At 36.5% G+C, this 13,034-nt stretch carries 9 protein-coding genes; 5 read left to right on the plus strand and 4 right to left on the minus strand.

Annotated features, from left to right (window positions below):
* Nucleotides 1–176: 176 nt before the first annotated feature.
* The 5 genes from MYRA21_RS07215 (at nt 177) to MYRA21_RS07235 (ending at nt 4,934) form a co-directional block, all read left to right on the plus strand.
* Nucleotides 177–1,274: a redoxin domain-containing protein gene (locus MYRA21_RS07215; protein WP_006257616.1), complete on the plus strand. Its 1,098-nt coding sequence runs from the start codon at nt 177–179 to the stop codon at nt 1,272–1,274.
* 107 nt (nt 1,275–1,381) lie between these two features.
* Complete coding sequence (locus MYRA21_RS07220; protein ID WP_006257614.1) at nt 1,382–2,500, plus strand: redoxin domain-containing protein; 1,119 nt, start codon at nt 1,382–1,384, stop codon at nt 2,498–2,500.
* Between the two features lie 90 nt (nt 2,501–2,590).
* Complete coding sequence (locus MYRA21_RS07225) at nt 2,591–3,712, plus strand: redoxin domain-containing protein (protein WP_006257613.1); 1,122 nt, start codon at nt 2,591–2,593, stop codon at nt 3,710–3,712.
* A 96-nt stretch (nt 3,713–3,808) separates the two neighbouring features.
* Nucleotides 3,809–4,435 carry a chloramphenicol acetyltransferase gene (locus MYRA21_RS07230; protein WP_006257612.1) on the plus strand — a complete coding sequence of 209 codons (627 nt, stop codon included), beginning with the start codon at nt 3,809–3,811 and terminating at the stop codon, nt 4,433–4,435.
* Nucleotide 4,436: 1 nt separating this feature from the next.
* Nucleotides 4,437–4,934, plus strand: a complete 498-nt coding sequence (locus MYRA21_RS07235) for an NUDIX domain-containing protein (RefSeq protein ID WP_006257611.1) — start codon at nt 4,437–4,439, stop codon at nt 4,932–4,934.
* 164 nt (nt 4,935–5,098) lie between these two features.
* Here the strand turns inward: MYRA21_RS07235 and MYRA21_RS07240 are convergent, their stop codons facing one another.
* From MYRA21_RS07240 to MYRA21_RS07255, 4 genes are all read right to left on the minus strand, one after another.
* Complete coding sequence (locus MYRA21_RS07240) at nt 5,099–5,938, minus strand: DUF4349 domain-containing protein (RefSeq protein WP_006257610.1); 840 nt, start codon at nt 5,936–5,938, stop codon at nt 5,099–5,101.
* A 769-nt stretch (nt 5,939–6,707) separates the two neighbouring features.
* A complete protein-coding gene (gene metF, locus MYRA21_RS07245; RefSeq protein WP_006257609.1) occupies nt 6,708–7,667 on the minus strand; it encodes a methylenetetrahydrofolate reductase [NAD(P)H] in 960 nt (319 codons plus the stop codon).
* A complete protein-coding gene (metH, locus tag MYRA21_RS07250; protein WP_006257608.1) occupies nt 7,664–11,395 on the minus strand; it encodes a methionine synthase in 3,732 nt (1,243 codons plus the stop codon). Before metH ends, metF begins: the two co-directional genes overlap by 4 nt.
* A gap of 46 nt (nt 11,396–11,441) precedes the next feature.
* The gene (locus MYRA21_RS07255) at nt 11,442–12,635 is read right to left on the minus strand and encodes a PLP-dependent aspartate aminotransferase family protein (RefSeq protein WP_006257607.1); all 1,194 of its coding nucleotides are present in this window, start codon (nt 12,633–12,635) and stop codon (nt 11,442–11,444) included.
* Nucleotides 12,636–13,034 lie beyond the last annotated feature (399 nt).

The raw sequence follows: 13,034 nt of genomic DNA on the forward strand, positions 1-13,034 counted from the left end.
ATGTCTATGTGCAATAAGAAAGTGCATATCTGTGCAAAAAGAGCTAATGAGGTCATTATCTCCATAAGGGGGCAGGGATATTTGAAATCATAAAGAGGGAGAAGGTTATTCTTTGAATAATATTGTTCTGTATAAGTTGAATTACCTATCTTGTAGAGATTAAATAGTAAGCTATGATGAATAAAGTAATGATATTAATCGCATTATTCTTCTCTATAGGAATAATGGCTCAAGATAAACTACACGTAACAGGTAAGATTACGGGGATAGATAATAAGACTAAACTTAGTATCTCAGGAGGAGAGAAAGAAAAAGAGTTCTATCTAAAGGATGGTGTGATAGATGTAGAGGTTGATCTAAAAGAAGCACCTGCTTCTGTATCTATAACTGTGTATTATGACAATGATATCAAGTACACTTATTTTTTTTTAGGTAACGAATCTGTGACTATCGATGCTTCTATTGATGATTTTCCTAATGAGGTAGTTGCTAAAAACTCGAAGTATGATGGATTAAGATATGAGAATTATGTATTGACTAAAGATCTTGAGAAGAAGCGCAATGATATTAACAAGGTCATAGAAAAAGAGATAAAGGAAGGGGCTAAGCCTGATAGCATATTTATAAAATATAAAGCGGAACTAGAAACTATTAGAAAAGAGGTGGCTGTGCGCCAGTACGAGTTTCTGAAAAAGCACATTAATACTGATTATGGTAGACATTTAATTAGGTTTTATGTAGATCAATTTACTGAAGAACAGTTTAAGACTTTGTATAGCTTAGTGGATCCTATAAATATGGATAGAAGTGAGATTAGGTTTTTAAAGGCTTTATGTGATTCTAAACAGTTAGAAGTAGGAGATATATATTATGACTTTACCGCATTAGATTTGAAAAATAAGGAAGTTAGGTTCAGTGACTATTATAATGGTAAGTATGTCCTATTAGATTTCTCTAATGTTCACTGTTGGTTTTGTGGCAAGGCAGCTCCCAAGACCGCTTTGATAGCAGAAGAGTTAAAGGATAAAGTAATGTATGTGACTTATCACACAGGTGATAATCTGAAAGAAGCTGAAGAGTATTATGAGTTAAAAGGAAAGAAAGGAAACATAATTTGGAATAAAGAAGGTTATCTCCATCCTGCTATGGCTATGTACCGAAATATGATGACACCTACTTATCTTTTGTTTAACCCAGAAGGGAAGTTGGTAAAAGAAGTTAATGGGGCTAATACAGACCTAAAGACAATTATATTAGAAGAGATAGAGAAGTAAGATTAATCTTATTGTGTAGAATTTGTGATTATTGACATCTTAAGACAGTAATAATAAAAAAGAGACAGTAGTATCTATCTGTATTTACCAACCTAATTATTTAAACAATGACTAATAAACTAATGATGTTAATCGCATTATTCTTTTCTATAGGAATAATGGCGCAAGACAAACTACACATAACAGGTAAGATTACAGGAATACCTAATGAAGCTAAGCTTACATTAGAAAATAATTTTAAGAAGGTTGTCTTTCAATTAAAAGATGGAGTACTAGATGTAGAAATGGAGTTGACAGTTGTACCTACATTAGTCTTTATGATGGTAGAACACGAAGGTAAACAGAAGTATACTACTTTTTTTGTAGGTAATGAAGCTATTGTACTTAACGGCTCTATAGAGGATTTTCCTAATAATATAAAAGCAGAGAATTCTAAATATGATGAGCTAAGATATCAAGAGCATTTATTGACAAAAGAGTTAAATGATAAGATAGAGATCCTAAGTGCTGAAGCTCGTACTATGATAGAAGAGGGAGCTATCCGTGACAGCGTGTATAAAATGTATATGAATAATGTAGAACCTCTAGGAAAGATAACGAAAATCATAAGGGAGATAGAGCAGAAGTCGGCTGACTTTATAAAGGATAATATCAATACAGATTATGGGCGTTATTCATTGAGGTATTGTTTGAGTCAGTTTACTCCTGAAGAGATTAGAGAGATAGCACCTTTAATAGATCCGAAGTATAAGAATACTGAAGAAGTTCGATTTGTCTACTCTATAGCAGATAGTAATACACTAGAAGAAGGAGATAAGTATTATGATTTTATAGCTAAAGATATCAATCAAAAGCAAGTGAGATTTAGCGATTACTTTAAGGGTAAATACGTGTTGTTAGACTTTTCTACATTGCATTGTGGATATTGTCAAGAGGCAGCTCCTAAAACAGCTCAAATAGCAGAAGAGTTAAAAGATCAGTTAACATACGTTACCTATTATGTAGACCATGATATAGAAGGCCTTCATGATTATTACAAATTAAAGAAGGATAGAGGGAACTTAATTTGGAATAATGGAGGACGTTTAGAGCCTAATCTCGGTATGTATAGACAGAATGGGACACCACATTATATGCTCTTTGACACTAAAGGAAAGTTAGTAAAAGATTTCTTAGGAATGCAAGGAGAGGATTTTGAAGAGCAGTTGAGAGCGTTGATGAAATAAGAGCGTATCTATATTTATTTGAATGTTGATATTTAGTTGTATTTTAATTAGTTATATTGCTGTTACTTAGCTCTAATTAATTTGTGAATTATGAAATATAAGATATTCTATATGCTTTTAATGCTGTGTTCTATAGGAGTATTAGGACAGGAGAAGCTACATATAACAGGAAAACTGGAAGGAATAAGCAATGAGGTAAAGATGAAGTTATCTAGTGGTGGACAAGAACAAGAGTTTAGTCTAATGAATGGTAAGGTAGATGTATCTATGGTACTAGAAGATGTTCCTAATTATGTGAGATTAGATGCTTATGTAGGAAAAGAGACAAAGAGTACCTTCTTCTTTTTAGGAAATGAGTCTGTAACTATTCATGGCTCTATAAATGATTTTTCGGGTAATCTTAGAGCGATAAATTCTGTGAATGACAGTCTGAGATATGAAAATATGTTAGTTAATAAGCAGTTAGTAGAAGAACGAAGTGTTTATATCAAAGAGTATTATCGTCTTCTAGAAGAAGGGAAAGATAAGGATAGTGTAGCGAAGGTGTATCTAAGTGATGAAGAACCTCTAGGTAAGATTAAGAAGTTGTCAAATCTTATTAACAAACAAAATAATGCTTTTATAAAAAAGAATATTAATACAGCTTATGCTCGATACCTACTACAATACCAGGCTAGAGATTATTCATCTGATTATTTAAACGAGCTATATGCTCTTATAGACCCTAAGTATTATGATACTAAAGAAGTACAGATGCTTAAGATATTTATAGATCATAAGCCTCTGGAAGTTGGGGCTAAGTATTATGATTTTTATGCTGAAGATATGCAAACTAAGCAAGTAAAGCTTAGTGATTACTTTAAGGGGAAGTATGTATTGTTAGATTTTTCGACTTACCACTGTGGTTATTGTGAAAAGGCAGCTCCTAAGACAGCTCAGATAGCTGATAACTTGAAGGATAAGCTTGTACATATCACATATTACGCAGGACATGATCAGAAAGATAAGTTTAAATATTACTCAGAATTTAAAGGTAATAAGGGTATTTTATTAAGTAATAAAGAGGGGAGACTAAGTCCTGTTCTAGCAATGTATAGAAATAATAGTACACCTGATTATTGGTTGTTTAATTTGGATGGAAAACTAGTGATGAGATTTGAAGGAATGCAAGGAGAGGATTTTGAAGAGCAGTTAAGAGCGTTGATGAAATAGGAGTAAACGAAGGTGTATACGTTAGTCTAGGACAAAAGTCTTTTACCATCAAGAAGATTACGTATATTTTCGCTGTGAATAAAACAACACAACAAAATGAGAACTAAGATTGATACCACTCAATGGGAGAGAGGGGAGCAATATGCTTTTTTTAAACAGTTTACAGAACCTTTTTTTGGTATTACAGTACAAGTAGATTGTACTACGGTGTATAATAGAGCTAAAGCGAATGAGGATTCTTTCTTCCTTACTTATCTATATGATGCACTTAGAGCAGCTAATGAGGTAGAGGCGTTTAGATATAGAATAGTGGATAACGAGGTATATCTGTATGATGAGGTGCACGCATCACCTACCATCAATAGACCTAATGGAACTTTTGGGTTTGCCTATATGAATTATTATGCTGATAAACAGACTTTCTTCGCAGAGGCAAAAAGTGAAATAGAGAGTGTACAGCAGTCAACTTCATTATTACCTGCGTCGAATAGTGAGAATGTATTACATATCTCAGCTTTGCCATGGCTAGACTTTACGAGTATGAGTCATGCACGTAATTTTGACTTCCCAGATAGTTGTCCTAAGATTTCTTTTGGGAAAGTAATGGAGGAGAATGGTCGTAAGCGCATGGCAGTATCTATACATGGACACCATGCACTGATGGATGGATATCACGTTAGTCAATTCGTAGAACGCTTTCAAGAATTATTAAACGAGCAATAGGATGAGTACAACTGCTGTTCCGTTAGGAATAAAAAGAATAGCAACACTGTGTGTGTTGAGAAATGGGAATAACTTTATGCTTCTAAAGCGTTTAAAAGAACCCAATAAAGATACGTATACTCCTGTGGGAGGTAAGATAGAACCTTTCGAAACTCCTGAAGAGGGGGTGATCCGTGAGACATTTGAAGAGACAGGGATAAGAGTAGATAAGGTGAAGTTCTGCGGAATACTGACAGAGACTTCTCCTGTGAAGTATAATTGGCTAAGCTATGTGTACGTAGCAGATATCGATGCTGTCACTCCTCCTGAGTGTAACGAGGGAACTTTAGAGTGGATAGCGTATGAGGACTTGCTAAATGTACCTACTCCGAAGACAGATTGGTTTATTTATAAATACATCTTAGAGAATAAGCCTTTTGTGTTTCATGCATTATACGATGGAGAGTTGAATCTGTTAGAGATGAAGGAGGAGATTTCTAATGAGGAATTAGGAATTTAGAATTAGGTATGGTTTACGGTTCATAGTTTATGGTTTTTACCTGCGACATTAGGTATAAGTAGGATTTTACTGTAGAGACGCAAGATTTTGCGTGTCACATAAAGCAGGTAGATACACAATTAATATAAAAAGCCCTACTATAATGGTAGGGCTTTTGCTTTATATTAGTTTATTTTATTCTGTTTTCTGCGTTTTCTGATACGTCTGATGATAAAGATTAATCCAATTGAGATTAGGATAAATGGCCAGATATAGAATAGCCCTATTACGAATGATAATAGATTACTCCATCCAGAACCAAAGGCAGATGATATTTCGTGTCCAAAGCCTGTTGTTGATTCTCCTTTTTCATAGAAAGTTACCGTAAGAGTACTTAGCGATATTCTACTCTTTAGGTACTTTAGTCGTCCTTCGAATGACTCAATATCCGCACGTAGAGCCCCTAGTTCTCTTTCTATTCTTAGAATATCATCTATCGTGTTAGCGCGTTTAAGTAATTCTTTATAGCGTTCTTCTATTTCTTTTTTCGTCTTGATTCTCGCTTCTATATCGATGAACTCTTCGGTTACATCTAAGGCATTGATATTTTTGCTGTCTACTTTAGTGGCAGTCTGTGTAACTCCTTCTAACAAGGTTTCGAAGTTCTTTGCTGGTACGCGAATCACAATGGTATGTTCAGTGCGATTGCCATAGACATTTGATGTGTCTTGTGATAGATATCCGTTGAGTTTTTTACTACTTGCTACGATATTAGCTCGAGTTTCTTGTGCATTAGAAGTTTCGAAACGTATATTCCCTTCTTTGACTATCATACGCTCAGGTACAGTGATATCTTGAGTAGAATCTGTGGATTGTGGTGCTTCGGCAGTAGTTTCTGCAGCCGCATCTGTTGTGCTGATATCTTCTAAAGCAACAGCAGAGATTTCTCCGTATTCTGCTGATTTAGAGCAAGAGGCTAATGCTATGAATAACATTAGGGTTAATAGTTTGAGTGTCTTTTTCATAGTTATTGTTTTACATTAACAAATGTAATAGATGGTTTAATATATAACCTATTAGAGGTTAAAAATATTGTTTTAAATCACTGATTATAGGGAGTAGTTTAATTGGGAATGGACAATTAAGAATGTTTTATATTGTCCTATTAGCTACAGTGTCCCACTTTCTGCTACTAAAAGTGATTAAATGATATCATTCATAGTCAGAATAGTCAGTATTAAAAAGAGCATTTGATAAGAGAAGTACTTTTGGAGGGTGATTGATAGTGTATCAGTTACCTTTTAAGTTCACTTAGAGGATGTTCTTTGAAATATTGTTTACGGTTCAATGTATTGTGGTTATTGTTTTTGACACGCAAGATATGCGTCTCTACTTTATGTGTGTTGTGGAGCTGTATGTGTAATGTTTATTGTGTAGTATTGGTGGTAGATGTTTATTGTGGTTACTGTGTTTGACACGCAAGATATGCGTCTCTACTTTATGTATGTTGTGGAGCTGTATGTGTAAGTTTTATTGTTCAGCATTGGTGGTAGATGTTTGTTGTGGTTACTGTGTTTGACACGCAAGATATGCGTCTTTACTTTATGTATGTTGTGGAGCTGTATGTGTGAGTTTTATTGTGTTGCATTGGTGGTAGATGTTTGTGGTGGAGTTATGATTTGTATAAAACATAAAACCTCTTGCTTTAAGACAAGAGGTTTATCACAACCAAAAAATTATAAATAACGAGCTTATTAGTTTGCGGTCTACAAGTGGTCAACCGCTCCCTGTTCTCTAAACTGTTGCAAGCTTAATGATGTTCTTGATATTGTCAGATTTACCCATTGAGTAGTAATGTACTATAGGGGTTCCTGCTTCTATCAATTCTCTTGACTGCTGGGCACACCATTCGATACCGATTTCGCGGATGGCAGCATTGTCTTTTGCTTTGAGTACCTCAGCAACCAAATCATCTGGTAAGTCAACTTTAAAACGTTGAGGTAATAGATTGAGTTGGCTTAAGGTAGCTAAAGGCTTTAGTCCTGGGATAATCGGCACATCAATACCAATTGATCTACATTTATCTACAAAGGCAAAGAACTTACTGTTGTCAAAAAACATCTGTGTAACAATGTATTCTGCTCCATTGTCTATCTTCTGCTTTAGGTATTTAAGATCTGTGTCAAAGTTAGGTGCTTCCATGTGTTTCTCAGGGTAACCTGCTACTCCAACACAGAAGTCAGTCTTACTGGTATTCTCAAGTTCTGGGTCTAAATAGATACCTTGGTTAAGCTCACTTATTTGGGTAACTAGGTCAGAGGCATACTTATTTCCTTTGGGTTCAGGCTTAAAGTAAGTTTCGTTCTTTACAGCATCACCTCTAAGGGCTACAACATTATCAATACCTAAGAAATCAAGGTCTATGAGGAAGTTTTCGGTGTCTTCTTTGGTGAATCCTCCACATAAGATGTGCGGTATGGCGTCCAACTTGAATCTATTTTGGATAGCCGAACAAATGCCGACAGTTCCTGGTCTTTTTCTAACTGTTCTTTTTTCCCACAGTCCGTTGCCTGCTTCTTTGTACTCATATTCTTCTCGATGATACGTTACGTCTATGAAAGGAGGATCAAACTCCATTAGCGGTTCGATAGAGTCAAATATTCCTTGAATATTTTGCCCTTTTAAGGGAGGTAATATCTCAAAAGAGAATTGTGTTTTACCGTTTGCTTTTTGGATATGTTCTGTTACTTTCATGATTCGTTCGTCGTTAATTTATTATTTTGTGCTAAGTTGGGAGATAACCAACGTTCAGCTTCTTCTATTGATATATTTCTTCTATTGGCATAATCTTCTAATTGATCTTGTTCTATCTTACCTAACCCAAAGTATCTACTCTGTGGGTGGGCGAAGTAGTAACCAGATACTGCAGCAGCAGGGAACATCGCATAACTTTCTGTTAGACTAACACCTATTCGTTCTTCGACTTGTAGGAGTTTCCATATTGTACCTTTTTCTAAATGATCAGGACAAGCAGGATATCCTGGTGCTGGTCTGATACCTTGATATGCTTCTTTTATCAGTTCTTCATTACTAAGGTGTTCTTCAGAAGCATATCCCCATATTTCTTTGCGAACACTGTGGTGCAGATATTCTGCAAAGGCTTCTACTAAACGATCTGCTAATGCCTTCACCATAATAGCGTTATAGTCATCAAGGTCATCTTCGTATTCTTTTGCTATTTCATCTACTCCAAAACCTGTTGAGACAGCGAATAAACCAATGTAGTCTTCTAATCCACTTTCTTTTGGAGCAACAAAGTCCGCTAAGGCAATATTCGGAGCCTTGATATTCTTTAATGATTGTTGACGCAGTGTTAATAACTTATCTAATGTTTCTCCTTGTTCATTATACACTTCGATATCATCATCATTAACTTGATTTGCAGGGAAAATGCCTAAGACACCTCGTGCTTCGAACCAACGTTCATTAATAATCTTGTCTAACATAATCAAGGCATCGTCATATACTTGTGTAGCTGTCTGTCCGACTACCTCATCTGTTAATATCTGAGGGAACTTACCATACAACTGCCAAGAACGGAAGAACGGTGCCCAATCTATAAATGGCAATAACTCGTCTAACTCTACTGTTACGGTTTTCGTACCGATAAAGTTGGGTTTGACAATGTCTTTAGCATCCCATTCTATCTTGACTTTGTTAGCTCTTGCTTGTTCTATTGTGATATAGCTTTTGTCTCTTGCTCTACCTAAGTAATCGCGTCTTAGCTGATCATATTCTTCTCTGATGTTATCTTTAAATGTTGCTTCAATTTCTTTTTGTAATAACTGATTAGCAATGGTAACTGAACGTGAGGCATCGTGTACATGTACAACACAATTCTTGTACTCTGGTGCTATCTTCACAGCTGTATGAACACGTGAAGTAGTTGCTCCACCAATCATGATTGGAATATTGCTATTGACCTTGTCTAATTCTTTAGCTAAGTGTACCATCTCGTCTAAAGAAGGAGTGATTAATCCACTTAGTCCGATGATATCCACTTGTTCTTTAATAGCTGTTTCAATAATCTTCTCAGGCGGAACCATTACCCCAAGGTCTATAATCTCATAGTTGTTACAAGCCAATACCACAGCTACGATATTCTTACCGATGTCGTGTACATCCCCTCTCACGGTAGCCATAAGTATCTTACCAGCATTACCTACAGAGGCTTCTGCATTCTGTTTTTTATTTTCTTCAATAAAAGGAAGTAGATAGGCTACAGCTTTCTTCATCACACGTGCAGATTTCACTACTTGTGGTAAGAACATCTTACCTGCTCCGAATAGGTCTCCGACTACATTCATTCCATTCATTAGGTATTGTTCAATGACTTGGATAGGTTGAGGTACGCTTAGACGAGCTTCTTCTGTATCTTCTATGACGTAAGTTTCTATTCCTTTTACTAATGCATGTGTTAGTCGGTCTTGGATACTACCTGAACGCCATTCTTCTACTTTGATTTCGGTTGATTGAATAGCACTTTCATTTTTAATACTTTCGGCAAAGTCAAGTAGGCGTTCAGTCGCATCATCACGTCTATTTAGCAACACGTCTTCTACGTGTTCCATTAGATCCTTGTCTACCTCATCGTACACTTCTAACATCTCAGGATTCACTATACCCATATTCATACCGTGCTGTATCGCATGGTATAAGAAGGCTGCATGCATCGCTTCACGTACTTTATTATTCCCTCTAAACGAGAAAGAAACATTACTTACACCACCACTTACATTGGCGTAAGGAAGGTTCTCTCTAATCCATTTGGTGGCATTAAAGAAGTCCAAAGCATTGTTGTTATGCTCTTCCATTCCTGTCGCAACAGGAAATATGTTAGGGTCAAAGATGATGTCCTGAGGAGCGAAGTTTACTTGGTTGACTAATATATCATAAGAACGTTGACAGATCTCTATACGTCTTTCTAAAGAGTCTGCCTGTCCTTTTTCGTCGAATGCCATTACTACAGAAGCAGCTCCATAGCGTTTAATTAATTTAGCGTGTTCGATAAATAACTCTTCTCCCTCTTTTAGGCTGATAGAGTTCACAATCGCTTTACCTTGTACTACGCGTAGTCCTGCTTCGATAATTTCCCATTTAGAGCTATCAATCATAATAGGAACTTTCGCAATATCTGGTTCAGAGGCTATAAGATTAAGGAAGTTAGTCATACAGTGTACACCGTCTAACAGTCCTTCATCCATATTAATGTCTATAACCTGAGCACCACCCTCTACTTGTTCTCTTGCAACAGCTAAGGCTTCGTCAAATTTCTCTTCTTTAATCAGACGTAGGAACTTACGAGAACCTGTAACATTGGTACGTTCTCCTATGTTGATAAAGTTAGCCTCGGCAGTTACATATAGTGGTTCTAATCCAGATAATGCAAGTACAGGCTTTAGGTTGTATTGCTTTGGTTGTCTATCTTTACTGTGTTCTGCTACTGCCTGAGCAATTAACTTAATATGCTCTGGTGTAGTACCACAACAACCTCCAATAATCTGTACCAAGTTTTGACTCAAGAAGCTATCGATTAGTTCTTTCATCTCTGTTGGTGTTTGGTCATATTCTCCAAAGGCATTTGGTAAACCAGCATTCGGGTGAGCAGAGATATTCACTGCTGCGTGTTGACTCAGTTGTTTTACATACGGCTCTAATTGTTCTGCTCCTAAAGCACAGTTAAATCCTATACTCAACAAAGGGATATGTGCTATAGAAATCAGAAAAGCCTCAACAGTCTGCCCTGACAAGGTACGCCCCGAAGCATCAGTTATCGTACCTGAAATCATAATCGGAATATCGATACCTCGTTCTGCTTGTATCTCGTCTATAGCGAATAAAGCTGCTTTAGCATTAAGGGTGTCGAATATAGTCTCGACTAATAGTAAGTCACATCCACCGTCTAATAATGCTTCTGCTTGCTGTTTATACGCTATACGTAGTTCTTCAAAAGTAATGGCACGATATCCTGGATTATTTACATCAGGAGATAAACTCGCTGTCTTATTCGTCGGACCAATAGCTCCTGCTACATAACGAGGTTTATTAGGGTCTAAGGCCTCTACTTCGTCTGCTACTTCTCGCGCTATCTTAGCCGATTGGTAGTTTAGTTCGTATACTATATCTTCAAGGTGATAATCTGCCATAGCAATGGTAGTACCCGAGAAGGTATTCGTAGATAAAATATCAGCTCCTGCCAAAAGATATTGTCTGTGTACTTCTTTTACAGCGTCAGGTTGAGTGATAGACAACAAGTCATTATTTCCTTTTAAAGGATGAGCAAAATCAGCAAAGCGCTCTCCTCTAAAGTCTTCTTCTGAGAATCGGTAAGCCTGAAGCATTGTACCCATTGCTCCATCGAGTACTAATGTTCTTTGTTTTAATAGGCTTCTGATATCAGTATGTATAAGTGTTGTTGACATAATTTTCTCTTTTAATCAATGTTTTTTGAAGTGTCTTGAACTTGTTTTACTGTGCAGCAGTTAAAGCTTGTTCTAAGTCACGGATAATATCTTTTGTATTCTCTAAACCGACAGATAGACGTATCAGGTTGTCTGTAATACCTGTGGCTATTTTTTCTTCTGCAGGAACCTTACTATGTGTGGTAGAAGCAGGGTGGGTAACGATAGTTCTACTATCTCCTAGATTAGCAGTGCGACTACATAACTGTAAAGCATCTAAGAATGTTCTACCAGCATCCAGTCCTCCTTTAATCCCAAAGGCAATGATGTTGCCCCCTTGTTTCATTTGTTTTTTAGCAATTTCGTATTGTGGATGACTTGGCAAGAAAGGGTATTTGATAAACTCCACTGCTGGATGTTTTTCTAAATACTCGGCTATGGTCAAGGCATTCTCACAATGTCTATCTACTCGTATGGCTAATGTCTCTAAGCTCTTAGATAATACCCAAGCATTAAATGGTGAGATACTAGCGCCTATGGTACGGGCAAACAGATATATCTTATGGATGTATTCTTTATATCCTACGGTGACTCCTCCACAGGCTCTACCTTGCCCGTCAATTAACTTCGTAGCTGAGTGTACTACGATATGAGCTCCTAAGGTAATAGGGTTCTGTAGGTAGGGTGTAGCGAAGGTATTGTCAACGATAAAAATAAGGTTGTGTTTCTTTGCTATTTCTCCTAAGTAGGCTAAATCTAATACGTCCACTCCTGGGTTAGTAGGACTTTCTGCAAATAGTATCTTAGTGTTAGGTTTGATTAAACGCTCTACATCATATACTTGATTAAGGTCAAAGTAACTCGTCTCAACTCCCCACTCTGGAAAGGTATTACTGAATAACCCTCTAGTAGAACCAAAAATATTAGAACAAGAAACAATGTGATCACCTGTTTTTAATAATGGGAACAAGCTACAGTACACAGCCGCCATACCTGTAGCAAAGGCAAAACCTGCTTCTGCTTTTTCGAATATACGTATCTTCTCAACCAGCTCTGTTTGGTTAGGGTTAGTAAAGCGAGAGTAAGAGTATTGTTGTATTTCTTCTGCGAATACGGCACGCATATTCTCTGCATCGTCAAAGACAAAGCTAGAGGTTAGGTATAGTGGTGTAGAGTGCTCATTGTATTGGGAGCGCTCTGTCTGTGTTCTTATGGCTTGTGTCTCAAAACAACAGCCTTCTTCATTGTTTCTTGTATTCATCTTTATTTAGTTTACGGTTAACGGTTCACAGTGGACAGTTAACGGTGTTAGTCTTTAGTTTTTGGGTAATAGTTATATATCAAATACAAATCAAAAGTAGTCGCTTGTATAAAGTCTTTTTACATACTTGACTATTATGATCTAATATGATTATTATAGTATTAAATGGTAGCATAAAGTGGGACACTATAGCGGTTCACAGTTTTTGGTTTACAGTTCACAGTCTGTCTGTTAATTCTCCACTGCTTACAGATTTAGTAAACTTGATGAAACTTGGGTGACACGAATAATAATCCGTCTCTACATTGATATACTATGTGTACACAATGCCGAAGGCAAAAAACAGTAAACTGTGCACCCAATCCGTGATAACGACTCTGTTTACAGATTTAATAAACT

It is taken from the genome of Myroides sp. A21 (genome assembly GCF_000807225.1).
Lineage (GTDB): Bacteria > Bacteroidota > Bacteroidia > Flavobacteriales > Flavobacteriaceae > Flavobacterium > Flavobacterium odoratimimum.